Source organism: Bradyrhizobium sp. USDA 4486 (assembly GCF_054057995.1).
In genome coordinates this window covers 8,011,311-8,036,511 of the sequence record NZ_JBSRZV010000001.1, presented here as the reverse complement: position 1 = coordinate 8,036,511, position 25,201 = coordinate 8,011,311, and the positions used below count along the sequence as shown (strand labels likewise).

General features: G+C 64.4%; 23 protein-coding genes. 10 read left to right on the top strand and 13 right to left on the bottom strand.

The genetic code is table 11. From position 1 onward, the window contains the following. Positions 1–86: 86 nt before the first annotated feature. A complete protein-coding gene (locus tag ACVWY3_RS37950) occupies positions 87–1,676 on the bottom strand; it encodes a porin (protein ID WP_456843016.1) in 1,590 nt (529 codons plus the stop codon). Positions 1,677–2,210: 534 nt separating this feature from the next. Between ACVWY3_RS37950 and ACVWY3_RS37945 the strand changes: the two genes are divergently transcribed. Next, entirely contained in the window at positions 2,211–2,690 is a 480-nt protein-coding gene (locus ACVWY3_RS37945) for a MarR family winged helix-turn-helix transcriptional regulator (RefSeq protein WP_456843015.1), read from the top strand. A 194-nt stretch (positions 2,691–2,884) separates the two neighbouring features. Here the strand turns inward: ACVWY3_RS37945 and ACVWY3_RS37940 are convergent, their stop codons facing one another. Then, on the bottom strand, positions 2,885–3,736 hold the full coding sequence (locus ACVWY3_RS37940) for an alpha/beta hydrolase family protein (protein WP_456843014.1): 852 nt from the start codon (positions 3,734–3,736) through the stop codon (positions 2,885–2,887). A gap of 970 nt (positions 3,737–4,706) precedes the next feature. On the opposite strand from ACVWY3_RS37940, the gene ACVWY3_RS37935 reads away from it, so the two are divergent. The 3 genes from ACVWY3_RS37935 (at position 4,707) to ACVWY3_RS37925 (ending at position 8,619) form a co-directional block, all read left to right on the top strand. Further along, on the top strand, positions 4,707–5,771 hold the full coding sequence (locus ACVWY3_RS37935; protein ID WP_456843013.1) for a ketopantoate reductase family protein: 1,065 nt from the start codon (positions 4,707–4,709) through the stop codon (positions 5,769–5,771). Positions 5,772–6,181: 410 nt separating this feature from the next. Next, positions 6,182–7,000: a YkgJ family cysteine cluster protein gene (locus ACVWY3_RS37930; RefSeq protein ID WP_456843012.1), complete on the top strand. Its 819-nt coding sequence runs from the start codon at positions 6,182–6,184 to the stop codon at positions 6,998–7,000. A 104-nt stretch (positions 7,001–7,104) separates the two neighbouring features. Beyond that, positions 7,105–8,619 carry a helicase HerA domain-containing protein gene (locus ACVWY3_RS37925; RefSeq protein ID WP_456843011.1) on the top strand — a complete coding sequence of 505 codons (1,515 nt, stop codon included), beginning with the start codon at positions 7,105–7,107 and terminating at the stop codon, positions 8,617–8,619. A 10-nt stretch (positions 8,620–8,629) separates the two neighbouring features. Here the strand turns inward: ACVWY3_RS37925 and ACVWY3_RS37920 are convergent, their stop codons facing one another. From ACVWY3_RS37920 to ACVWY3_RS37870, 11 genes are all read right to left on the bottom strand, one after another. Beyond that, the gene (locus tag ACVWY3_RS37920) at positions 8,630–9,700 is read right to left on the bottom strand and encodes a HoxN/HupN/NixA family nickel/cobalt transporter (RefSeq protein WP_456843010.1); all 1,071 of its coding nucleotides are present in this window, start codon (positions 9,698–9,700) and stop codon (positions 8,630–8,632) included. Positions 9,701–9,917: 217 nt separating this feature from the next. Beyond that, positions 9,918–10,658, bottom strand: coding sequence for an ABC transporter ATP-binding protein (locus ACVWY3_RS37915; protein WP_456843009.1), 741 nt, complete (start codon positions 10,656–10,658; stop codon positions 9,918–9,920). Beyond that, on the bottom strand, positions 10,655–11,488 hold the full coding sequence (locus tag ACVWY3_RS37910) for an ABC transporter ATP-binding protein (protein WP_456843008.1): 834 nt from the start codon (positions 11,486–11,488) through the stop codon (positions 10,655–10,657). Before ACVWY3_RS37910 ends, ACVWY3_RS37915 begins: the two co-directional genes overlap by 4 nt. Next, positions 11,488–13,311, bottom strand: a complete 1,824-nt coding sequence (locus ACVWY3_RS37905) for an ABC transporter permease (RefSeq protein WP_456843007.1) — start codon at positions 13,309–13,311, stop codon at positions 11,488–11,490. The genes ACVWY3_RS37910 and ACVWY3_RS37905 overlap by 1 nt, the downstream gene beginning before the upstream one ends. A 25-nt stretch (positions 13,312–13,336) precedes the next feature. Continuing rightward, complete coding sequence (locus tag ACVWY3_RS37900) at positions 13,337–14,491, bottom strand: ABC transporter substrate-binding protein (RefSeq protein WP_456843006.1); 1,155 nt, start codon at positions 14,489–14,491, stop codon at positions 13,337–13,339. 59 nt (positions 14,492–14,550) lie between these two features. Then, a complete protein-coding gene (locus tag ACVWY3_RS37895) occupies positions 14,551–15,126 on the bottom strand; it encodes an alkylhydroperoxidase domain protein (protein WP_456843005.1) in 576 nt (191 codons plus the stop codon). Between the two features lie 11 nt (positions 15,127–15,137). After that, positions 15,138–15,737, bottom strand: coding sequence for a CMD domain protein (locus ACVWY3_RS37890; RefSeq protein WP_456843004.1), 600 nt, complete (start codon positions 15,735–15,737; stop codon positions 15,138–15,140). 3 nt (positions 15,738–15,740) lie between these two features. Continuing rightward, complete coding sequence (locus ACVWY3_RS37885; RefSeq protein ID WP_456843003.1) at positions 15,741–16,787, bottom strand: putative FMN-dependent luciferase-like monooxygenase; 1,047 nt, start codon at positions 16,785–16,787, stop codon at positions 15,741–15,743. Between the two features lie 119 nt (positions 16,788–16,906). Next, a complete protein-coding gene (locus tag ACVWY3_RS37880) occupies positions 16,907–17,689 on the bottom strand; it encodes a MetQ/NlpA family ABC transporter substrate-binding protein (RefSeq protein WP_456843002.1) in 783 nt (260 codons plus the stop codon). A gap of 202 nt (positions 17,690–17,891) precedes the next feature. Further along, positions 17,892–18,083 (bottom strand): hypothetical protein, encoded by a 192-nt coding sequence (locus ACVWY3_RS37875; RefSeq protein WP_456843001.1) that lies wholly within the window; start codon positions 18,081–18,083, stop codon positions 17,892–17,894. 126 nt (positions 18,084–18,209) lie between these two features. Further along, positions 18,210–18,404: a hypothetical protein gene (locus ACVWY3_RS37870; protein ID WP_456843000.1), complete on the bottom strand. Its 195-nt coding sequence runs from the start codon at positions 18,402–18,404 to the stop codon at positions 18,210–18,212. A gap of 233 nt (positions 18,405–18,637) precedes the next feature. On the opposite strand from ACVWY3_RS37870, the gene ACVWY3_RS37865 reads away from it, so the two are divergent. From ACVWY3_RS37865 to ACVWY3_RS37840, 6 genes are all read left to right on the top strand, one after another. Further along, positions 18,638–20,425 (top strand): peptide ABC transporter substrate-binding protein, encoded by a 1,788-nt coding sequence (locus ACVWY3_RS37865; RefSeq protein ID WP_456842999.1) that lies wholly within the window; start codon positions 18,638–18,640, stop codon positions 20,423–20,425. A 351-nt stretch (positions 20,426–20,776) separates the two neighbouring features. Then, complete coding sequence (locus tag ACVWY3_RS37860) at positions 20,777–21,334, top strand: c-type cytochrome (protein ID WP_456842998.1); 558 nt, start codon at positions 20,777–20,779, stop codon at positions 21,332–21,334. After that, positions 21,331–22,338 carry a cytochrome c oxidase subunit II gene (coxB, locus tag ACVWY3_RS37855; protein ID WP_456842997.1) on the top strand — a complete coding sequence of 336 codons (1,008 nt, stop codon included), beginning with the start codon at positions 21,331–21,333 and terminating at the stop codon, positions 22,336–22,338. The genes ACVWY3_RS37860 and coxB overlap by 4 nt, the downstream gene beginning before the upstream one ends. Further along, the gene (gene ctaD, locus ACVWY3_RS37850; protein WP_456842996.1) at positions 22,335–24,248 is read left to right on the top strand and encodes a cytochrome c oxidase subunit I; all 1,914 of its coding nucleotides are present in this window, start codon (positions 22,335–22,337) and stop codon (positions 24,246–24,248) included. Before coxB ends, ctaD begins: the two co-directional genes overlap by 4 nt. After that, complete coding sequence (locus ACVWY3_RS37845) at positions 24,245–24,847, top strand: cytochrome c oxidase subunit 3 (protein ID WP_456842995.1); 603 nt, start codon at positions 24,245–24,247, stop codon at positions 24,845–24,847. The genes ctaD and ACVWY3_RS37845 overlap by 4 nt, the downstream gene beginning before the upstream one ends. After that, the gene (locus tag ACVWY3_RS37840; RefSeq protein WP_456842994.1) at positions 24,829–25,188 is read left to right on the top strand and encodes a hypothetical protein; all 360 of its coding nucleotides are present in this window, start codon (positions 24,829–24,831) and stop codon (positions 25,186–25,188) included. The genes ACVWY3_RS37845 and ACVWY3_RS37840 overlap by 19 nt, the downstream gene beginning before the upstream one ends. Positions 25,189–25,201 lie beyond the last annotated feature (13 nt).

Below are 25,201 nucleotides of genomic sequence, written 5' to 3'. Positions count from 1 at the left end.
TGGGGGCGCGGGCGCCGGACTTTCGGCACAAAAAAACACCCGGCGGTTGCCCGCCGGGTGCTTCGTCGAATTGCTTTCGACCGAACTTACCAGTTGCGCTGAGCGCGGAGCAGCAGGGTGAACGAGTCCTGATCCTTCAGCTCGTAGGTCGCGGCCGGCTTGGCGACCGGGAAGTTGTTGCCGCCAGCAATGACGCCAGCATACTTCTGATCGACGTGGGTCCAGGTGAAGTCGGCCGAGAACGTCAGGTTCTTGACCGGGGTCCAGCGGGTGATCAAGCCAACCTGACCGATGTTAAAGTCAGGGTTGCACGAGGTCACGCCCGCAACCGACGAGAAGACGCCGCCAACGCCGCAGAGGAATGCCTTGGTCCCACCACCGAACTGGGCAGCCGCGTAGGCACCGTAGATCGCGGTGTTCCAGTACGGATCCCAGTTGTGGGTGTAAGCGCCACGGACGCCCCAGGTCTTGACGCTTTCCTGCGAGCCGCCCGTGATGTACGTGGTGTCCGGAGCGATAACCGCAGCGACGCTCTGGTAGGCAATGCCCGAGCTGCCGTACATGAGGTACGAGCCGCCCGCCAGGTTCTGGAAGTTGTAGCGGGTCGCGCCGTCGGTGTACACGCCCGAAACGTTGATCACGTCACCCGCACCGGTCGGGATGTTCTTGATCGACAGAGCGAGCTGAACCGCCCAACCCCACTTGTCATCGGGATGGCCAGTCGGCTCGGTCGCGCCGTAGTAGGCAACGTGGTTGTCATGCGCAGCGACCGACGCCTGGAAGAGACCCCAGGCCTGGTCGACGCGGACCATACCGACGAGGTTCGGCGAACGCGAGCCACCGATGGCGTTGGCACCCAACGCACCAGTGGTCAAACCAGCGATAGCAGCAGCACCAGATGCAGCCGCGCTGCTAATGTTGAAGTTACCGGCCTGGTAGTAGGCCGTTGCGTCTTCTGCCGAGAACGCCGCTGTCACGCCCTGACCGAAGTCAGCGGTGTAGGTGAACTGGTTGACACCGGTGACCGTGCCGGAACCGCCGACGAGACCGTCGAAGTTGTTGCCGGGATAGTTGGTCCAGGGCGCGTCGAACTGCGACACGGCCTTACCCATGGTGAAGCCGGCGAACTGGATGAAGGCATAGTACACGCCGAGCGAACCGCCCGAGGTGCCGCCGTCAGTCGGGTTGATCGACGAACCGACCAGCGAGGGGGCCGAAGCCGGGAAGCCGTTGGTATTGAGGGCCAGCGTACCGGTATAGGCAGTGCCGCCGAAGCCGGAACCCGTGCCCTGATAACCGCCGGTGGTCCAGGAGAACGTCGCATCAAAGAAGGTGCGGACGACGCCGTACTCGGTGGCGGTGCGCGTGTCGATGTTGAGGTCTTCACGAGCGCGCATGGTGTAGTAGTTGCTCAGGCGATTGCGCCCAGCGGCAGGCGAGGTACGCTGCGAGTCATAGATGCTGTTGGTGTTCAGACCAACTTCAGCGCGCAGATAACCACCCAGCTTGATGCAGGTGTCGGTGCCCGGGATGTAGTAGAAGCCCGCGCCGTACAACGAGCAGATCTTCACGTATTCGACCGCCTTGGCCTTCACGGGAAGATCGGCTGCGAACGCGCCGGAGACGGCCATCAGGCCGGCTGCCGAGCCGAGAAAGAGCGTCTTCGTCAACTTCATTAGTAAACCTCCAGATGTCGGTTCAGGGGGCCGGGTCCTCGCTGGAGGCCGCGTTACCCACATCAATTTCCGTTCAATTCAGGTCCGCACTGAAGGTCCGGACTGAAACGACAGTGAGGTGCCCCCCCTCCGTCGTGCTTCACGTATAGTTTATAAAAACAATCGCCTCAATTCATTGATTTGATGAAGCGACAGTTCGGAAGAGAATGTTGCCGCCAAGCAACAGGGGTGCTTCGCGGCAAATTTGATACTGAAAACAAAAGAAAAAGCCCTCAGGGGGCATCCCGAGGGCTTTCTTGGAGGTCTCACATTGCTAGCTATCGACATGGTCAAGAGCAGCAAACTTTGAGTGGGACGAGACGTAACTCAATTAATTGTTTTTTGCAAGTACCAAACGACGAAATGGTTTTCGCGGCGCGATAGGCCTCCATGCCTCCCGCACGCTATGCACGAGACACCCGCCTAATATCCCGGTACAAGATCGCGTTGCCGCCCCTGCCCTATTTCCTTTTGCCTGAGCGATTCCGGGACCACATGATTGAGAAGAGGCTCGATAGAGCGATTACGGACTTCATTTGGAATGTGGTCGAAATCCACTCTCAGCTTGATGACATCCACACCAGCTGGGCCACCCTGCTAGGCATTACCGAGCCGCAGTGGCTCATCTTGATGGCCATCACCGAACTCGACGAGGGGCGCGGCGTTGCCGGAATCGACATCGCGAACAAGCTGCGGGTCCATCCGGCCTTCGTGACCAACCAGACCAAAAGCCTCGAGAAGAGCGGGTTCCTGTCGCGGCGACCGGCAGCCGACGACGCCCGTTTCGTCCTGATGTCGCTGACAGAAAAGGCGACGACGGAAATCGGCAAGCTCTCCAAGAGAAGGCTCGCCTTGAATTCGACCATGTTCAACGAGCTCGACGAGGAGACCCTGGCCGATCTGAACGCTGCGCTGGCCAAGATCGCCAAGAACGCGCGGCTTGCTGCACGATTGCTGGCCATCGACGCTTCGTGATCCGCCGACCTAGGGCGCAGCACCGCCCGGCTCGTCCCGATCGTCGTCACCGGCGCCCGAGCGGCCTGCACGCGATCCTGGTTCGGCTAAAGCATGATCCGGAAAAGTGCGAAGCGGTTTTCCGGAAAGATCATGCGTAAACAACAACCTAAAGCGCGATGACGATTCATCCAAATCTCATCGCGCTTTAGAGTTTAGAGATAGGTTACGGGATCCAGCTGGCCGCCAGCTCCAAGCTTGCTGTCGAGCCATTCGAAAATGAAGTCGTCCACGGCGATGAAATTCTCGATCTCGCCCAGCGGGTGAGCGATGCAGTTCGGCACCACAATCGAACAGTCGGCACCGGCCTGCTGATAGAACCTTTGGAGCTCGAGAGCGTCGCGTTCGCGCACCATCGAGCGGCTGCCGACAACCACAAGAAGCGGGCAGGATAGTCGATGCGACGGCAGCATCGAGCCTGTCGAGCTTGCGTCATGGTCGCTCTGCTCCGGTCCGGTCATCCAGCGAAACGGCGCCCGGCGCATGACCTGCGTCAGAAGGCCACCGTCGCAAACCGCGGCAGCGATCCTGCGATCCGTGAGCGCAACACGGTATGCATGCGGGGCGGCGGCGCCTTCGCCATAGATCGCGATCCGCTGTCGGTCGACATCCGGACGCGCCTCCAGATAGTCAAGGCAGCATTGCAGCACATGCTCCGGCTTGAAAGAACGTCGATGGGACGAATTGCAGGTGTCGATCAGCAGCAGCGACATGTTGCGGCCAAGCACGGCTGGCGGCAGCCGACCCATCATCGAGCTGCCGTTGATGTCCTCGTCACTGATGCAGATGACCACGGGTGCGCAAGACCCCTGACGTCCGCCCTGGACAAAGAAGCCGGCAAGCACGTCCTGACCAAAGCAATCGATCTCGACCCGATCGATCGCGAGGCGAGCGTCATCCTCGAAGTTTCTGCGGCCGGTCGCGAGATTGTCTGCGAGATCGGCGTCCGTGATATCTCCGGGGCAAGACAGGCTTCGCGCGACTTCGACCGCCGTCTGCGAGCACATCCACGCTACGCGCGCAATCCGGCCGGAACCGTCTGCGCGCGCGGATTCGGCCGCGGTCCGATAGTCTTCCGCGACCCTCAACCAGTCCACAATCCACAGCCGCCTGCGTGCTTGGCAGGCTAGTTCTGCAACGGGCAGGCTATTGAAGAATTCGGACGCGCGTTTGCGCAAGCGTACCAGGTTTCCACCGGCGCCGTCACAAGAGCCGTAAGGCCAATGATCACCGTCCATCATGATATCCGAACAGCGCCGTCAGCGGTTGCTAGACCTGCCGGCTTGGCTGCCGGCATGGCGCGCTGCACGCCTGCTCGACTCCGTCACAACGCGTCTGGTCCTGTCCGTCGAGCATGCGTCTGCTGATCGCAACGAGCCGGCCTCGCTCAAAGATTCAGGCTGGTTCAACCGTTCCCCGCTCCCTCCGACGGGATTCCCGACTCTGTCATACTCGGGGCCCCCGCGTTTTAACATTTGTTGTCGTCAATGATCGAAACGGACCCGTGATGACGATGCGGCACGTCGTATCAGCCTGGTCGCGTCATTTATGGTCTCATTCCGGCGCGCCGCCAATCACGATAACCATGAAAGATGCGACTGATTGCCGCTTCGTCAACGCGACTATCGACGGAGTGGGACGGGAATCCGCTGAAAGGTCTCCTTCCATATGGATATATCGTGAGACGATATATCCACCCACGTCCCGAGCCAGCCCGGGACGTGCAAAACATCCGATAAACTCGTTCTGAAAGAATATCATGGCGACGGCTGGGCGGAAATTGGGGCCGCCGGCCGGCCGGAGAGCTCGGCGCAGCTGGATGGGGACCGTGCGCCATCCGGCCGGCGGAACATCCTTCAACGCCTTGTATGCATTATCCCAGTTGCTATCCCCACGCACTTCGCCTTAGATGCCGGCAACTCGCCCGCGGACGACGGCCGGGACGGAAAAATCACGCACATTGTCGAGGGGACGGATATGGCGCGTAACGTATTGATTCTCGGGGCTTCCTACGGCTCACTCCTGGGCACGAAGCTGCTGATGGCCGGGCATAACGTCACCCTGGTCTGCCGCGCCAAGACCGCCGAGCTCATCAACCGCGACGGGACCGAGGTGCGCATCAAGCTGCGAGACGAGGCGGTGCACCGGGCGATCTTCTCACGCGACCTGCCCGGCAAGCTCGACGCGGTGACCCCGCAGAATGTCGACGTCTCGCGCTACGATCTGGTCGGCCTCGCGATGCAGGAGCCGCAATACACCAACCACACGGTGCGCGTGCTCATGGTCAAAATCGCCGCGGCGAAGCTGCCGTGCCTGTCGATCATGAACATGCCGCCGTTGCCCTATCTGAAGCGGATTCCGGCGCTCGCTGACATGGATCTCGAGGAGGCCTACACCAATGCGCAGGTGTGGGAGCGCTTCGAGCCGGGCCTGGTGACGCTGTGCTCGCCCGATCCGCAAGCGTTCCGTCCGCCGGAGGAAGCCGCGAACGTGCTTCATGTCGGCCTGCCCACGAACTTCAAGGCCTCGGCCTTCGCCGACGAGAAGCACAACAAGGTGCTGCGCGAGCTCGAGGCCGACATCGACGCCGTGACGCTCGACGGCCACGACGTGCCGGTGAAGCTGAAAGTGTTCGACTCGCTGTTCGTGCCGCTGGCGAAATGGTCGATGCTGCTGACCGGCAACTACCGCTGCATCACGCCGCACGAGCCGCAATCGATCCGCGACGCCGTTCACGGCGACCTCACGCGCTCGCAGACGATCTACGACCATGTCGATGCGATCGCGCGCAAGCTCGGCGCCGATCCGCAGGACCAGGTGCCGTTCGCGAAATACGCCAAGGCCGCCGAGAGCCTGCTCAAGCCGTCGTCGGCCGCGCGCGCGGTCGCGAGCGGCGCGCCTTTCATCGAGCGCGTCGACCTCCTGGTGAAGCTGATCTCGCATCAACTCGGCATGCCCAACGCCGAGATCGATCGCACGGTCGACACCGTGGACCAGAAGCTGAACGAGAAGATCGTGCAGGGCGGGTCTGGCGCGCAATAGCGCGCCGCTTCCGTTCCTGCCGGATAACGTCGACCTTGGCGCGGCGTGACCACGCTGCGCTCCACCCCCGCGATCACGCAAACGTGTCGCCTCTCCACGTGCGTGCCCACGCATCGCGCATATCACAGCTGCGTGAGAGAATGCGCGCTTGCTCATCGTCCATCTGGGCCGCACGGCGGTGAAATGACGCCATTTTGCTCGCGAAACCGGCGAGTGCGATCGGATATCCCTATCGCCCACGCTTGAAGCGATCGGTGCACAGCGCGCGCGATCCTGCATTTGCGCAGGCGCTGCATGCGTGCCGCTCAGTCTTCGCTCGTTGTCCCGCAAACAGGAGGAAGATAGCTTTCTGGCTCATCCATTATGCCATTCCGGCGTCCCGGAGCGGACAAGAACAACAAGAAACGAAGATGGATCAGGCGATGCTGAGCGTCCTTCGCGCGGTCGAGGCGGGCGCGACGACGATGAAGGGCGTGATCGACGCCACCGGCCTGTCCCGTCTCAAGATCGAACGAGCGTTGACCGCGCTGGAGAAGCAGAAGCTGCTGGTCCGCGACGGCCAGGGTTTTCGCGCGACCGGCCTGCCGAAGGCGGCGCGTCCCACACGGGAATGCGGGTCCTGCAACGCCTGCTGCGACATCCTCGAGGTAGCCGCCGTCGACAAGCCGGTGCACCAGCTCTGCAAGCATTGGCAGACGGGCACGGGATGCACCATCTACGAACGCCGTCCGCAAATGTGCCGCTCGTTCGTCTGTGCCTGGCTGCAAGGCCATCTCGACGACGAGTGGTTCCCCGCGAAGGCCGGGCTCATCGTCCATTTCAGCCAGGACGCAGTCAACGTCACCGTAGACGACCATTGCCCCGGTCGCTGGCGCGAGGAGCCCTACTTCAGCAAGCTCGCCGAATGGTCCCTGAACGGGATCAGACGAATCGGAAATCGCGGCTATGCGACCCTCATCGTGTCCGGCCCCGACCGGTTCATGCTGCTCGGGCGCACCATCGTTCCAGAACCGACGCTGTTCGGTACCGCCTTCATGCCGCTGACGCAGGACACATTCCGCTTTTGGAAGGCAAGATCGCCCGAGCACCTGCAGCGGCTGCACGAGCGCATCGCCGAGATCGAACGGATCAGGCACGAATTCGGCTCCTGCGCGATTCCCGCCGACGAGGACGACGATCCGCAGGCGCCCTATCGGCCCGCACTTCTGCGGCTCTCGAAGCACGCCTGAACTCCGCCGTGGGCAACACGGGATGATTCGCCCTGTTCCGCTCGACGCGCCCCGGCCGGATTGATAAGCCCCTGTCCGCGAATGACGGGACTTGAGTCGGGGACATGACGGTTGCGATCGAGATGGGGCAGACCACGGCAGGCGCCGCGGCCGCCATGGACCTCGAGGAATTGCTGGCGACTCGTCTCCTGGTGCAGGGCAATTCCGGCTCCGGCAAGTCGCATCTGCTGCGGCGCCTCTTGGAGCAGAGCGCACCCTGGGTGCAGCAGGCCATCATCGATCCCGAGGGCGATTTCGTCACGCTGGCCGAGCGATTCGGCCATCTCGTGATCGAGGCCGAGGATCACACCGAGCGCGGCTTGCAGGTTGCCGGCGAACGCGCGCGGCTGCACCGCGTCTCGACCGTACTCAATCTCGAAGGCCTCGATGCCGAGAATCAGATGCGGCGCGCCGCGGCCTTTCTCGGTGGCCTGTTCGACGTCGACCGCGACCATTGGTACCCGATGCTGGTGGTGGTGGACGAGGCGCAGCTGTTCGCGCCCGCCGTCGCCGGCGAAGTGTCGGACGAGGCGCGAAAGCTGTCGCTCGGCGCCATGACCAATCTGATGTGCCGCGGCCGCAAGCGCGGGCTCGCCGGCATCATCGCGACGCAGCGCCTCGCAAAACTTGCTAAGAACGTCGCGGCGGAAGCCTCGAACTTCCTGATGGGCCGCACCTTCCTCGACATCGACATGGCGCGGGCCGCCGACCTGCTCGGCATGGAGCGGCGGCAGGCCGAATCCTTTCGCGATCTCGAGCGCGGACAGTTCATGGCGCTGGGACCTGCGCTGTCGCGCCGTCCCCTGCGCCTGAACATCGGCGCGACCACTACCCACCCGCGCAATTCCACGCCGCGGCTGATGCCGCTGCCCGAAGCGACGCTGGAGGATGCGCGCGCCGTGATCCTGGCAGCGCCGCCGCCCGACGCCAGCCGGCCGCAGCGCCGGCCGGCGCCTGATCTGCTCGAACAGCTCCGCGCGGCGAAGGCGGCGGCGACGCCGGAGATTCGCACCGAAGTGGTCGAGGTGCCCGTCAGCGCCGAGGAGCTCGCGGAGCGGCGCGAGCGCGTCGATCGCACCTTGCGCGCCGTGCTGGCCGGGCCCGATGCCGGCTTCCGCGCCATCGGCGTGCTCTATCAGGAGTTCGTCGTCCGCTGCCGCATCGAGGGCCTCGGCGCGGCGGTCCCCGACCTCAACGAATTCCGCCGCATGCTGACGCATGCACGCGCCGGGCTCGGCACTGATCTCGCCGAGGACGACGCCTGGCAGGAGGTGTCGCTGCGCGCCTCGATCCTGCCCGACGACATGCAGGGCGTGTTCATGATGATCGCACGCGCAGCCAGAGAAGGCTGGCCCTGTCCCGGCGACGCCGCGATCGCCCGCGCCTATGGCTCGCATTCGCTGCGCCGGGCGCAACGCCTCCTCGGCTATATGGAGGAGCAGGGCCTGATCGTGGTGCAGCTCGACGGCGGCGGGCGCAGGATCGTGACGCTGGTGGAGCTGGCCTGGGCGACGGCGCCGGGCGATCCCAACGCCGACGAGCTGCCGGCGGAGCAGGTGCAAAGCGCGGCCTCGGTCTGATCCCAGGGATTCAGGCCCGTCGCGGCACCTCGGTCGCGTCGATCAGCACGTCCGGCGCGGCACTGCGATCGTCAGCAAAGATGCGGCGGTGGAGCGCGACCGAGACGAGCCAGGCGATCGCAAACAGCGCGATGACGGCAAAGCCGAGATTGGCAAGCGACCCGTTGAGGCCGTCGACCAGCACCCATACGCCTCCGGAGAGGCCGAGCCGATCGGCGATCAGCCCGAGCGCCTCGATGCCGCCGATCAGCAGCGCCACCGCGACGGAAGCGCCGGTGATGGTGAGGTTGTACCAGAGCTTTCGCAAGGGATCGACGAAGGCCCAGCGATAGGCACTCACCATCAGCGTGGAATCGGCGGTGTCGACCAGCGCCATGCCGGATGCGAACAATGCGGGAAAGACCAGGATATCTGCGAGCGACGCACCGTGCGCGGTCTCGGTGGCGGAGATGCCGAGCAGGCCGATCTCGGTCGCAGTGTCGAAGCCGAGGCCGAACAGGAGGCCGAGCGGATACATGTGCCATGGCCGCCTCACCAGGCGAAACATCGGGCCGAGCAGACGCCCGAGAAATCCGCGATTGGCGAGCAGCGCATCGAGGCCTTCGGCGTCGTGCACGCCCTGTTCGCGCGCGATGCGGAACGCCCGCCACAGGCCGGCGAAGATGGCGAGGTTGATGGCTGCGATCACGAGCAGGAACAGCGCCGATACCGACGTGCCGATCAAGCTGCCGATCTGCTTGAGCAGGCTGTCGGCGCCGAGGCTGACGACCCCGAGTGCAAGCAGCATGGCCGCGACCACGACGATGGTGGAATGGCCGAGCGCGAAATAGAGGCCTGCGCTACGCGGCGTATCGCCCGACTGCATCAGCTTGCGTACGACGTTGTCGATGGCGGCGATGTGGTCGGCGTCGACAGCGTGGCGCAGGCCGAACACCCAGGCGAGCAGCGCGGTCGCCATCACCGTGGGGCGATCGCCGAACGCCGCGAAGGCCCAGGCCCATGCGGCGATGTTGGCCGCCACCAGCCCGCCGAACAGCAACGCTACGCCGGGCTCGATTGCCCGCAAGGACCATCTCGTCACGACTTCAATCCGTCCGTACCCCGATCGCGAACGGTATGATATTCTCACAAGATAGTCATACTGACTAGCCCGATCGGCCGACGATCGCATATGTGAACTTGCGGGAGATCCGGGCTTATTCCGGGCATCCACGGTCTTCGTACCGCGGGGCAAGACGTGGATGGCCAGGGTCAAGCCCGGCCTGACGATGTGGAAGCGCCAACGCGCTCCATTGTCACTACGCCGCTTCGGAACCGCCGAGATAGGCATCCCGCACGCGGGGGTCGTCCTTCAACGTCCGCGCCGGGCCCGACAGCACGATCTTGCCGGTCTGGAGCACATAGGCTTCGTGCGCGATCTCGAGCGCGAGGCTGGCGTTCTGCTCGACCATAAAGACCGAGACGCCCTCGTGGTTGATGGTGCGGATCAACTCCAGCACGCGGTCGACATAGAGCGGCGACAGGCCCATGGTCGGCTCGTCCATGACGATCATCCTCGGGCGGCTCATCAGCGCGCGCGCCATCGCCACCATCTGCTGCTCGCCGCCGGAGAGCGAGCCGGCGCGCTGCGACAGCCGCTGCCCGAGCTTCGGGAATAGGGTGAGCATCCTGTCGAGATCCTGTGCGATCGCCTCGCGGTCGTTGCGCACGAAGGCGCCCATCAGGATGTTCTCGCGCACGCTCATATCCGCGAACAGCCGCCGCGCCTCCGGCACCGAGGCGATGCCGCGGCGGACGATCTGCGGCGTGGCGAGGCCGAGCAGCGAGGCGCCGTCGAAGGTCACATCGCCCGAGCGTGGCTTCACCAGGCCCAGAATGATCTTCATCGTCGTCGACTTGCCGCTGGCATTGCCGCCGAGCAGGCAAACGATATGGCCGCGTGCGACCGTGATCGACAGGTCGAAATGCACCTGGGCCTGGCCGTAGAACGTATTGACGTTCGACAGCGCCAGCAGCGGTTCGGGTGGGCTCGCCGTCATGCCGCGCTCTCCTGCTCTGGCGCCAGGCCATGGCCGAGATAGGCCTCGATCACCTTGGGATCGCCACGCACCTCTTCGCCCGGTCCTTCCGCGATCTTCCTGCCTTCGTCCATGACGATGACGCGGTCGGACAGGCGCATCACCATCTCCAGCTTGTGCTCGATCAGGAGGATGGTCAGCCCCTCCGCCTTCAGCTCGGCGACGAGCGCCTGCATCTCCGCCGTCTCGGTCGGGTTCATGCCCGCGGTCGGCTCGTCCAGCAGCAAGAGGCGCGGCTTCAGCGCGAGCGCGCGCGCGATCTCGACACGGCGGCGGTTGGCGTAGGACAGGCTATAGGCGGGCTGGTCTATGCGCGGCAGCAGCCGCTCGCCGAAGCGGGCGAGGATGGCCTTCACTTCTTCGCGCAGCCGCTCTTCCTCTGCCTTGACGCTCGCCGGGCGCAGCAGCGCCAGCCCCAGTTCGAGCAGCGGACCCATCACCGGCACCGCCGGCTTGACCGCGCGCAGACGGGTGTGGGCGCCGATCAGGACGTTGTCCATCACGCTGAGATTGCCGAACACGCGGCCGAGCTGGAACGTGCGCGCGATGCCTTCGGCGGCGAGCCGCTCCGGCGACAGGCCCGTGATGTCCTGACCTTCGAAGCGGACATGGCCGGCATCGGGGCGGTCGAGGCCGGTCACGAGATTGAACAGCGTGGTCTTGCCGGCGCCGTTCGGACCGATGATGCTGACCAGATCGCCCTTGGCGAGATCGAGATCGATGGCGTCGACGGCGGTGAGGCCGCCGAAGCGGCGGGTCAGCCCGCGCAGGGACAGCATGGGCTTCACCATCAGATCGTCCCCAGCAGGCCCTGCGGTCTGAACCGCACGAGCAGCAACAGCACGATGCCGTAGATCAGGATGCGGTACTCCGCCGCGATCCGGAACACTTCGGGCAGACCAACCAGCGCCACCGATCCGAGAATCGCGCCGACGACATTGCCGAGGCCGCCGAGAATGACGACGGTCAGCGCCAGGATCGATTGCTGCGTGTTGAAGGTCTCGTGGTTGATGTAGGAGTAGAGATGCGCAGCGATGCCGCCGCTGGCGCCGGCAGCGAAACCGCCGAAGATGAAGGCGAGCGATTTGTAGCGGTTGAGGCTGAGGCCGTAGGCACGCGCGGCGATATCGTCGTCGCGGATCGCACGAAAACTGCGGCCGAGATGTGAACCGAGCAGGCGTCCCTGCAGCAGCGCGAGTGCGACCATCACGACAAAGCTGAACCAATAGATCGAGGTCGGGCTAATCAGGTCGTAGCCGAACAGCGACAGCGGCGGGATGCCGGAGATGCCGATCGGACCGCGCGTGACGCTTTCCCAGTTCAAGATCATCAGCGACACGATCTCGCCGATCGCAAGCGTCGCGATCGAGACATAGTGTCCGCGCAGGCGGAAGGACGGCGAGATCAGCGTCGTGCCGAGTGCCGCGCTCATCAGTCCGCCAGCGATGATGGCAAGGCCGACCGGAACGTTGAGGGTCAACGACAGCAGCGCGGAGGTATAGGCGCCGATCGCGAGCAGCGCCGCGTGCCCCAGCGAAACCTGTCCCATCGTGCCCGCCACCAGCGTCAGGCTGAGCGCGAGCATGCCGAGCAGCCAGGCGTTGATTAGGGTCTGGAGCACGTAGAAGGACACCGGAAAGAACGGCAGGACCGCGAAGATCGCGGCGGCGACAGCCAAGGCCCAGCGCGGAATGCGCACGGGACGGCTCGGCGCAATGAAAGTGCCGGTGAGCGGCTCCGGCGGCGCCTGCCGCGCGCTGGCGAACAGGCCGTTCGGCCGCAGCACGAGCACGACGACGAGCAGCAGGAAGGCGAACAGATTACGGTAGCTGGTGCCGAACACGGCAACGCCGTAGCTCTCGACGAGGCCCAACAGCAGGCTGCCGATGACAGCACCGGGCACGTTGCCGGCGCCGCCGACCACTTCGGCAACGACGCCCTTGAGCGTCGCCTGCAGGCTCATCGCGGTGTCGATCTGGTTGTAGTACATGCCGACCAGCATGCCGGAGACGCCGCCGAGCGCTGCGGCAATGCCGAACACCGCCTGATTGACCCGGTTGACGTCGACACCCATCTGCATCGCCGCGTCGCGGTCCTGCGACGCGGCGCGCACCGCCCAGCCGAGCTTGCTGTAGCGCAGGAACACGAACAGCAAGAGCGCGCTGGTGATGCCGACGCCGGCGATCAAGAGATCAAGCGGGCCGATGGTGCCGCCGCCGACCTGGAAACGGACATCCGGCAACTGGCTCGGCAGCGCGCGCGGGTTGGGCGAGAAAGTCAGCATCACCAGCTGATCGAGCACGAAGCTGATGCCGATGGTCGCCAGCAGCGGCGCGATGCGCACCGAGTTCTGCAGCGGGCGCAGGCCGAAGCGTTCGATGATCAGGCCGACGGCCGCGGCGGCCGCCGCGACCACGATGATGGTGAGCGGCAGCGGCGTACGCAGCTGTACCACCGCGACCCAGCCGATATAGGCACCGACCAGATAGATCGAGCCTTGCGCGAAGTTGATCAGCCGGCTGACGCCGAAGATCAGCGCGAGCCCGACCGCAACGAGGGCGTAGACATTGCCGACGATCAGCCCGTTGATCGTGTAGTCGAGCCAGGAAGACACGCCGTGTTCCTACTGAGGAGGGAGATCAGGTCGGCTTGCCGTCCCAGAGCGCGAACTGGCCCTTGCGCACGACCAGCTCGGCGTTCATGGCGCCCTTGACGCGGCGGGTCGCGACGTCGAACGTCGCGGTGCCGAAGATGACGCTGGGGACGTCCTTGACCTTGGCGAAGGCGTCGCGGATCGCCTTGCGATCGGTGCCGCCGATCCTCACCACGGCAGCCGCCATGTTCATCGCGTCATAGGCGTAGGCGTTGAAGGCGTCGGGCTCCAGCCCGTTGTACTTCTTCTTGAATCCGGCGATGAATTTCTGCACCTCGGGCCGTGGATCTTCCGGGAAGTAGCGCGTACCGACATGGACGTCCTCGACGGCCTCGCCGCCGAGCTCCAGAAATTTCGGCGAGTAGACCGAGCTTGCGGCGCAGATCACCTGCTTGAGCCCGACCTGCCGCGCCTGGCGCGCGATCAGCGCACCGTCGGAGTAGTACGAAATCAAGATCAGCCCGTCGGGGTTCGCGTCACGCACGCGGACCAGCGTCGAGCGGAAGTCGCGCTCCTCGGCGATGTAGCCTTCGGTGACCGCGATCTCCGCGCCATATTCCTTGGCGGCGTTGACGAAATAGTCGCGGCTGGTGCGGCCCCAATCGGTGTTGAGATGCAGCACCGCGAGCTTCTTCAGGCCGAGGCGCTTCACCGCATAGCGCGCCAGCAGCGGCTGCTCGTCGGCCTGGCTCACCGACGTGCTCCACATGAAGTCGCCGCCCTTGGTGAAGTCAGGATGCGAATTGGTGAAGCCGAACTGCACCAGGCCGCCGCGCTGATAGATCGGCGAGGCCGCCATCGAGGCGGGACTGGAGAAGTCGCCGAGCTCCATGACGATGCGGGGATCGGAGACGAATTTTTGCGCAATCGCCACCGACTGACGCGGATCGCTCTGGCTGTCCTCGAATTGATAGGCGAGCTTGCGGCCGTTGATGCCGCCGGCCGCCTCGATCTCGTCGAGCGCGAGATCAAAACCCTGCTTCCACTGCGTGCCGTATTGCGCGTTCGGCCCGGTCAGGGGACCGCTGACCCCGAGCAGGATCGGCTCGGAGGATTGCGCGAACGCGCTGCGCGAGAAGGCCGCGCCCGCCATCATGGCGAGCGAGCCTTTGACCAGGGTACGGCGATCGATGTTGCTCATGCACGGCTCCATCCACTCACTGTTAAAATAAGCAGCAATTCTTGTGCCGGTGAGATTGCCTATTTCGAGGGCTCACCCAGCGACAGCATCAGGCGGTTGGCCCAGTTGAAGAACGAGGCGCCGTTGATGACGTCGACGATCTCGGCATCGTCGAGCCCGGCACGGCGCAGCTCCGCGATATTCTCAGGGCCGAACGCGATCGGCGTTGCGGCCAGCGCCACCGACGCCCTGACCACGGCATTCCAGCGCTCGCCGAGCTCGGCCTTGACGCCTTGGTCGAGCAGGCGCTGCACGTCATCGCGGCGCTTGGAATAGGTGCTGGCGAAGCGCGCATGCACGGAGGCGCAATAGATGCAGCCGTTGTAGCGCGAGGTCGCAGCCGCCGCGAGCTCACGCTCGGCGCGCGGCAGGCCGTCGGCCACGTTGTAGAAAATGTCCTTATCGGTCTTGGTGCGGGCCTCAAGCACTTCAGGATCGCGCACCAGCAGGCGGAAATATTCCGACTTGGCGCGGGTGCGGTCGACGAGGCCATTGAAATGCCGTTCGGTCAGCTCGGCCTCGGGCAGCGGATCAATCCACGAGACCCAGCCGAGTTCGTCCTGGGTGAAGACGACGGGCGGATTGACGGTGCTCATGATGCAATCTCCTAGGCGTTTGCCGCTGCGAGCGTGCACAAACCGGTGACGACGCGCACCTGGAACGACAGGAATGCGACGAGCTGGGAGAACGTGACGATGCCGGTGGTCGACCAGCCGGCAGCTGCCAGCGCCATCATGTCGGAGGATGCGGCATTGCGCGGTCGAAACACCAGCAGATGCGCATGCTCCAATGCCGCCGCCAGTCTCGCACCGAGGACGGACTTGCCCTCCGCGCTCACGCGGTAGATCAAGCCGGCCGTGTTCTCGGCTGACAGCGGCCCGGCCGGATACGCGCCGTACGGGCCTGAGGTCTCGCCGCGCGCGATTTCGGCCTCGATGACCTCGACCAGGCGGGCACCATTGGGCGTCGCAGCCAACTTCGCGCGGTAGAAGGCGGTGACATTGGGTTCACGGTGCAGGCCGATGACGAAGAGCGCGACCGCCGCGCGTTCCAGCAGCGAGAACTCGCTGGCGTCGATCGGCTCGAACAGCGAGAGATAGCTCTTCTGCGCGTTCTCGCGCGCCTGAAGACGGCGGGCGCGGATGGCATCGAGGGCCGAGCCCGGCTCGATCCCGGCGAGCGTGTCGATGATATCCGTCGTGCTCATCATTCAGCCTCGTGCAACATGTTGATGCGCGTCAGTCGCCGCCGTCCGGACCCAGCCCAGCGCCGGCGCGACCTTCTCGGCAACCAGCTCGATCGAGCGCAAGATATAGGGATGCGGCGCATCGACCGAATGCGCCTGGAAAACGAGATCGGTCACCCGCTCCAGCGTGGCGTCGGTGCGGAGCGAGGCGATGACATCATCGGCTGCGCCGACATGAGTGTCGAACGCCACGATCATCTCTTCCAGCGTGTCGCCGGGAGGAAGGTGCCCGCCCTTCATGAATTGCGGCAGCGCGCGGCGCAATCCGATGTCCGCGAGGCGCATTGCCTCGGCGCGGTCGTCGGCGACGAAGACGCTGCGCGAGGCCATGATGCGCGGCTCGCGTCCCGGCGGCAGTGCTTCGAGATAGGCATCGATGATCGGGTTCTGGATCTCGGCGAGCGTGGCCTTTGGCGCGTCCTTGGTCCGCGGCTGGGTGCGCGACAGCAGGAGGCCATCGCCCGCCTTGCCGGCGCGCGCACCGCCGGCGACCGAGAACGTCGCCTGCCAGATCCGGCCGTCCAGCTGCGGCCGCTGCGGATAGAGCGTGTCGCCGCCGTCAAGCGGCTTGCCGGTCAGCGCGGCGCGCACGATCGCCAGATTGCGGGCAAAGATCTCGTTGCGCTGGGCGCTGTCGAGGCCGAAGGCGGCAAAGGCCGACGGGTTGCCGCCGGTGCCGACGCCGAGCTCGAAGCGGCCGTTGCAGATGAGATCGAGCACGGCGGCGTCCTCCGCGACCCGCACCGCGCTCTCCAGCGGCAGCGTCACGATACCGGTGCCGAGGCGGATGCGCGAGGTCAGGGCTGCGACATACCCTAAGAAGGTGAAGGGCGACGGCAGGCCGCCTTCGCGCTCGTGGAAATGATGCTGCGCGATCCACGCGGAATCGAGGCCCGCCTTCTCGGCGCGCACGATCTGCTCGGCGGCGAAACGATAGCGCTCGGCCGCCGGCGCCTCGTCGAGGAGGCGCGTGAAGAATCCCAGTCGTTTCAGGTTTGCGAAGCGTTTCATTAAGACCCCTGCCGGGCGAGGATAGGCCCCGATGATGTCGGTTGCCGCAGCTCCAGACAAGCGGGCATTGCGCAAGGCTGCCCGCCGGATCGCCTCTGGCCTTCAGGCGGGCAGATTGCCTACCAGCTCGGCAGCACCGCGCCCTTGAACTTGGTCAGGACGAACTCCTTGAGCTCCGGGGTGTGGTAGCTGTCCACGAGCACCTTGACCCAGGGCTTGTCCTTGTCGGCGGTGCGGACTGCGATCAGGTTGACATAGGGGCCCTTCGGGTCCTCGCGCAGGATCGGGTCCTTGACCGGATCGAGGCCCGCCTGGGTTGCATAATTGGTGTTGATCGCGGCGGCGTCGACATCGTCGAGCGCGCGCGGCGCCTGCGCCGCGTCGACCTCGATGAACTTCAGCTGCTTCGGATTCTCGGTGATGTCGAGCACCGTGGGCTTGAAGCCGGTGCCGTCCTTCAGCTTGATCACGCCCTTGTCGCGGAGCAGCAGCAGCACCCGGCCGCCATTGGTCGGATCGTTCGGGATCGAGACCTTGCCGCCCTCGGGAATGTCGGCGAAGGCCTTGTGCTTCTTCGAATAGACGCCGATCGGGAAGTTCACAGTCAGCGCGACGGACTCGATCTTGTAGCCGCGGTCGGCTTTCTGATTATCGAGATAAGGCTGGTTCTGGAACGAGTTGGCCTGGATCTCGCCGGCGTCGAGAGCGGCGTTCGGCACGACGTAGTCGGAGAACTCGATCAGCTGGATGTCGAGGCCCTGCTTGGCGGCGATCGGCTTCACCGCCTCGAGGATCTGCGCATGCGGTCCCGGCGTCACGCCGATCTTGATGGTCTCGGCGCTCGCGGCAGCGGACCAGGCGGCGAGCACGGTTGCGAGGATCAGGGGGAGGCGAAACGACATCTTGGTCTCCGGCAGTCTGCGGCAATGGTGGAACCGTATTCGCTTCTCCGCCGTGCGAAATCAATGAAATGAATGACCATATTGGCGGCAGGTCGTGGGCTGCGCCTTCTCGAATCACCACCGAACGTGAAACGAAATCGCGGCGGCGATCAGGCCCGCCACAAGCGGCCGGCGCAACACGGCCAGCCGCGCTCTCTCGACGTCATCCGCGCGCGCTGTCGACCAGCAGATTCCAGATCCGCTGGGTTTCGCACCTCGTGCGCACGTCGGCGCTTGCCTCCGGCTCCGAGGGTGAGCGGCCACCGGCCGGCTTGGCCTCAGGCGGTGTGATCCATCGCTCCGAGATCGGGTCGTACCATTTTCCGATCGAATTTCCGATAAACAGGTCGCTCACCAAGATCACCTCGTCTCGCCGAACAAATTCGCGTGCCTCTCTCGCCCGCTGCGTCTGACGCAACGCCCGTTTGGAAAACGAGGTTCGCTTGCGAACGTTCCTCCCGGAGACGAACGGCCCGGCGCTTCAGGCGGGCTTTGCCGGATGCTGCGTGCGCGGGTGACGCGCGTGCAGCAGCCGTGCGAGGTCCTCGCGCTCGCCCTCGCGTTGCTTCATCGCCGTCTCGAACAGCGCCTCCTGGATGTCGCGGGGCATGTCGCCCCACACGTCCATCGCCGCGCGTCCAAGCAGCCGCGCAAAATGGTCTTCTCCCTCGCCCATCGGTATCTCCTGATCCCATCTAAAAGGATGGAACGGCGGTCGCGCTGCGGCGTTCCACCGCCATCCCGTGAAAGCAGGCGTGGCCGGCAATCGACCGTGCTTGTCCGGCGCGCGCCTCCGCCATTTCGCCGCAGGGTTTTCCGCTCTTGCCGCCCCTTGCCGGCATTGCCGCCTCGTCCATGATGAAACATGATGGGACGCTGGCGACGCATGTTCCAAGTGGAGACCATCTGATGGACGAGAACGACATCCGCAAGGCAATCGCGGAGGTGAAGCAAGGCACCCTGTCGCGGCGCGCGTTCATCCGGACCATGGCCACGGTCGGGATCGCAGCGCCGATCGCAAGCCAGATCCTGCTCTGGAACGACGTGGCAATGGCCGACGCCACGCTGCCCTACAAGCCGACCAAGGCCGGCGGCGGCGGCCCGCTCAAGCTGCTGATCTGGCAGGCCCCTACTCTGCTCAATCCGCATTTCGCGATCGGCACCAAGGACCAGCTCGCCTCGCGCATCTTCTTCGAGCCGCTCGCCGGCTGGGACAAGGAGGGCAACCTCATCCCCTGTCTCGCCGCCGAGGTCCCGACCAAGGCGAACGGCGGCCTCGCCGCGGACGGCACCAGCGTGACCTGGAAGCTGAAGCAGGGCGTGAAGTGGCACGACGGCAAGCCCTTCACCGCCGACGACGTCGTGTTCACGTGGGCTTACGCTGCCGATCTTGCGACCGCCGCGTACTCCACGGGATCCTACAAGGACATCAAGGTCGAGAAGATCGACGACTACACCGTCAAAGTGATCTTCACCGGCCCGACCCCGTTCTGGGCCGATCCCTTCGTCGGCGCGGTCGGCCAGATCCTGCCCAAACATCATTTCGCCGACTATGTCGGCGCGAAATCGCGCGAGGCGCCGGGCAATCTGAAGCCGGTCGGCACCGGTCCCTACAAATTCGTCGAGTTCAAGCCGGGCGACTTGATCCGCGCCGAGCGCAATCCAGACTATCACGTCAAGAACCAGCCGCATTTCGACACGCTCGAAATCAAGGGCGGCGGCGATGCGGTTTCCGCCGCGCGCGCCGTGCTCCAGACCGGCGAATACGACTATGCCTGGAACCTGCTGGTGGAGGACGAGGTCCTCAAGCGCATGGAGACCAGCGGCAAGGGCAAGGTCGACATCACGCCCTCCGGCAATGTCGAGTTTATCATCCTCAACACGACGGACCCGTGGACCGAGATCGACGGCGAGCGGTCGAGCGTCAAGAGCAAGCACCCGACGCTGTCGGATCCCGCGGTCCGCCGCGCGATCAACCTCTTGATCGACCGCGAGTCGATCCAGAAGTTCATCTACGGACGCGGCGCCGTTGCAACCGCGAGCTTCGTCAACGCGCCCAAGCAGTTCAAGTCTCCCAAGCTGAAGTACGAATTCGACGTCGACAAGGCGAACAAGATCCTCGACGAGGCCGGCTGGACCAGGGGCGCGGACGGCATCCGCGAGAAGCACGGCAAGAAGCTCAAATTCGTCTTCCAGACCTCGACCAACGCGCCGCGCCAGAAGACGCAGGCCATCATCAAGCAGGCCTGCCAGAAGGCCGGCATCGACATCGAGCTCAAATCGGTCACCGCCTCGGTGTTCTTCTCCTCGGACGTCGGCAATCCCGACACCTACTCGAAATTCTATGCCGACATGGAGATGTACAACACGACGCAGCCGCAGCCCGATCCGGAGCGCTTCCTGAACCAGTGTGTGTCCTGGGAGATCGCGACCAAGGACAACAAATGGCTCGGCCGCAACATCTCGCGCTGGTCCGATCCCGAAGTCGACAAAGCCTACAAGGCTGCGCAGAAGGAGCTCGACCCGGTCAAGCGCGCCGCGCTGCTGATCAAGATCGACGAGACCTTCTGCGAGGCCAACGTGTTCCTGCCGCTGCTCTCGCGCCACATCGTCGGCGCCGGCGTCAACAGCCTGATGGCCGACATCTCCGGCTGGGACGTCACGACGTGGAATCTGGCGGCGTGGTATCGGGTCTGAGCGAGTACGCGGGGGGCCCTTCGAGGCTGCTCTGCAGCGCGTTGCGCAGCAGAGCGCACACCTTAGGGTGACGATCGTAGATCGATGCTCGCTGCCTCCACCTCGGAAACGGCCCCAGCCGGATGGGGGGACGCGGGCTGGGGCCTGGCGGAACAGCCTTGGACAGGAAAACCAAGGCTTGCGATTAAACCTGCCTTTGCAAGGACCGTTCCTGCAGCAAGCAGCGAAGCTTTCTGCTGGCACCGGACCCTTGCGCACAACGCAAGGCCGCAATCCAGCGTCAGGAACTTCGCCTCCACGAACTGATTGACGTTTGTAGTTCCCCGCCCCAAAGACGAGCAGATGAAGTGGATGGCCGGCGTTATCTTTGGTCTTGCGGCCGTTTTGATGGGATGCCAGCGTGAGGAGCGGCAGCTCCGGCTCGATCCTCCGGTCGCGGACGCGCTCGACAAGATCGCACTGATGCCCAATCGCATCAGCGGCGCGCCGCCCGACGTCTATTTCGCACTTGGCCGGCCGTACGAGGTGAATGCCTACAATCTCAGTCAGGGCAAGCGGCTGTATTCCTGGTTCGGCTGCAAGAGCTGCCATGGCGACGGCCAGGGCGGCAGCGGCCCGGGATTCCTCGATGGCTGGTGGTACTACGGGCCGGAGATGGTCTCGATCTTCGCCTCGATCCGCGACGGCCGGCCGCACGGGATGCCAGCCTTCCGCAATAAGATGACGACGGAACAGATCTGGCAGCTCGCAGGCTATGTGCAGGCCATCGGATCCTATGAGGGCAAGACAGCAGCGCCGAGCCGCAACGACGAGGTGCAGACGCGGCCTGCCGAGAATCGCGCGCCGGCAAGGCTGCTGTTCGATCAAGGACCGACGCCGGTTCATCCGGATCAGGGGCCTCCACCGTGATCCGGCGCAAATGGAGAGACTGGCTGCCGATCACGCTCGCGACGCCACTCGCGGGATGTGGTGGCTGGCAGTCCGCGCTCGATGTCCATGGCGCCTCGGCAATCAGTCTGAAGCACCTCATCATCCTGATCGTTGCCGCCTGCTCCGTGGTGTGGATGCTCGTGATGATCACCCTCATCGGAGCGCTCTGGCGCAACCGCCGTGCCACGCGGGCAATCCCCGGACCGCAGGGTGAACGCGGCATGACCCTCGCGGTCACCGGCGCGGTGGTCGCGACCGTGCTGATCATCTCCACCTTCACCGTCTTGAGCTTCTTCGCGACGCATTCGCTCAGCGTAGCGGGCCAGGACGATCTGACGATCCGGACGCGTGGCCTGCAATGGTGGTGGGGCGTGGAATATGTCGGTCCCGATCCTGCGCAGCGGTTCGAGACCGCCAACGAGATTCACATTCCCGTAGGACGCAATGTGCGTCTGAAGCTCGAAGGTCTCGACGTCATCCATTCGTTCTGGGTGCCGAGTCTCGCGGGCAAGCAGGATCTCGTTCCCGGCCGACTGAACGAATTGACCATTCGTGCCGAGCGGCCCGGTATCTACCGGGGTCAATGCGCCGAGTTCTGCGGTCTGCAGCACGCGCATATGGCGCTGCTCGTCATCGCGGAGACACCGGACGAATTCGACAAATGGGCCGCCCGGCAGCGGCAGGCTGCGATCCAGCCGGCGGAAGAAGAGATCGCTGCCGGCCTGCAGACATTCCTCGCAAAGCCCTGCGCAAGCTGCCACACCATCCGGGGCACCGCGGCAGCCGGGACCACGGGACCCGACCTGACCCATGTCGGCGGCCGGCATACGATTGCGGCCGGGCTGTTCGAGACCACGCGCGGCTCGCTCGCCGCATGGATCGCCGATCCCCAGACCATCAAGCCAGGCAACAACATGCCGATGGTGCCGTTGACGCCGGAGGAACTGCGTGCCGTCTCGGCTTATCTGGCGAGCCTGAAATGAGCAGCCCCGCCGCGGCGCCTGGTACGCGCGATATCGACGTGCAACGCACGCGCCTGACCAGCGCGCTCGCCGAGACATGGAAGACGCCTGCCGGCTTCTGGGGCATGCTCGCCACCGTCGACCACAAGATCATCGGGCGGCGCTACATCTTCACGGCGTTCGTTTTCCTCGCACTCGGCGGCGTGCTGGCAGCGCTGATCCGAATCCAGCTCGCGCAGCCCGAAGCGCGCCTGCTCGGGCCGGATCGATACAACCAGATCTTCACCATGCATGGCGCGAACATGATGTTCCTGTTCGCCGTACCCGTGATGGAAGCCGTGGCCGTCTACCTGGTGCCTTTGATGGTCGGCACACGCAACATCGCCTTTCCACGGCTCAATGCCTTCTCCTACTGGATCTATCTCGCCGGCGGAATCCTGCTGTGGACCGCTTTCGCACTCGATATGGGTCCCGACGTCGGCTGGTTCGCCTACGTGCCGTTATCGGGCCCGCAATATGGCGCCGGCAAGCGTGCCGACATCTGGGCGCAGATGATCACCTTCACCGAGCTGTCGGCGCTCGCCGTCGCCGTGGAACTGGTGGTCACGATCTTCAAGCAGCGCGCGCCGGGAATGACGCTCGACCGCATTCCGGTGTTCGTGTGGGCGATGCTGGTGACGTCGTTTCTTGTCATCATGGCTATGCCGGCCATCATGGTTGCGAGCAGCAGCCTGATCCTCGATCGCCTCGTCGGCACTCATTTCTACAATCCTGCCGAAGGTGGCGACGTGCTGCTCTGGCAACATCTGTTCTGGTTCTTCGGCCATCCGGAAGTCTACATCATCTTCCTTCCCGCCGCCGGCATGGTCTCGACCATGATCGAGCCCTTCGCGCGAAGGCCCGCCTTCGGCTATCTCGCCCTGGTGATGGCGCTGATTGCGACCGGCATTCTCGCCTTCGGTCTTTGGGTTCACCACATGTTCGTCGCCGGACTGCCGCGGCTCGGCGACAGCTTCTTCACGGCCTCCAGCATGGCGATAGCCATCCCGGCCGGCATCCAGATATTCTGCTGGCTGGCCACGCTGTGGGATGGCAGGCCGGTCTTCAAGACGCCGCTGCTCTTCATCATCGGGTTCGTCGTCACGTTCGTGATCGGCGGGCTTACCGGCGTGATGGTTGCTTCCGTGCCGTTCGACACCCAGGTGCATGACACCTACTTCGTCGTCGCTCATTTCCACTATGTGCTGATCGGCGGCGCCGTGTTCCCGCTGCTCGGCGCGATTCACTACTGGTTTCCGAAGATCACCGGGAAGATGATGAGCGAGGAGCTTGGACGGTGGTCGTTCTGGCTGATCTTCGTTGGCTTCAACCTGACCTTCTTCCCGATGCACATCCTCGGTCTCGATGGCATGCCGCGCCGGATCTATACCTATCAGCCCGATCTGCCCTGGCATGGTCTGAACCTGTTCGTCAGCCTGAGCGCGGTCATCCTGACGGCCGGATTCCTGGTGTTCTTCTTCAATGCGATCCGCGGCATAAGCGCTGGCGAAGTCGCGCTGGACAATCCCTGGGACGCGCCGACGCTCGAATGGGCTAGTACGTCGCCGCCTCCGAGTTACAACTTTGCGATGATCCCGGTCGTCAGCAGCCTGCATCCGCTCTGGGAGAACTCGGAGATGCTTCCCGTTGCCGACGGCCTGCGCACCGATCGGCGCGAGCTTGTGGTGACCTCGCTCGCAACGGCCGAGCCACAGGCGCGCGAATCCTCGCCAGAGCATTCGATCTGGCCACTCTGGTCCGCACTCGCCACCACGGTGATGCTGATTTGGTCGATCTTCTCGCCCTGGGCCGTGGTGTGGGGCTCGATCCCCATCGCCATTACTCTGATCGGCTGGTTCTGGCCAAAAGGCACGCCGGAGGACGAGGCATGAGGGAACGGATCGTGCTCGATCTTGGCCGGCTGCCGCTCCATGGCCTGGGGACAGCCAGCGTCACCTGGTGGGGCACCTTTGCCTTCATGCTGATCGAAGGCACGGGCTTCGCGCTCGTGATCGCCGTCTATCTGTATCTGATGAGTATCGCGCCGAACTGGCCGATCGATGCGTCGCCACCGGACCTGCTTCCGGGAACACTGCTGACGCTGATCCTGCTGGCCAGCCTGGTCCCCAATATCCTGATTTCGCGCTGGGCCGCGCGGCAGGATCTGCGCAAGGTGAGAATCGGCATCGTGGTGATGTCGATCTTCGGCATCGCGCCGCTGATCGTCCGCGTCTTCGAGTTTCCGGCGCTCCACATCTGGTGGGACACCAACGCCTACGGCTCGGTCGTATGGACGCTGCTCGGTCTCCATACCACGCACATCATCACCGATCTCGTCGATACCCTGGTGCTCGCCGCGCTGATGTTTACGCGGCACGGCCGCAATCCGAGACGGTTCGGCGACATCCAAGACAACGCGATGTATTGGAACTTTGTCGTCGCGACCTGGCTTCCGATCTATGGCTGCATCTATTGGCTGGCACGGCTATGAGCATATCCGGACCGCTCGCAAACCTGCTGCTCTGGGCCGGGCTTTGGCTCGCGCCGCTCATCTGGGCGGCAAACATGCAGCTGGGACAAATCCTGCCTTATGCCGATTGCCGCACGCAGGTCCCCATAGCCGCGATTTCGTCGTTTCTCGGCGCCGGCGTGACGATCCTGGCGGGCGTGGTGTCGTGGCGGAGCGCGGCGCGTCAGCCGGCAGAAGCCGGCTCCCGCGCAACTGCATCGGCTTTCGGCGGCAGGCTAAGCGCCCTCTCCGCCGCCATCTTCACCTTTGCGCTCCTGATGCAGGGAATTGCTTCGATGGTGTTGAGCGGATGCGAAAAGTAGCGCCAGCGATCAT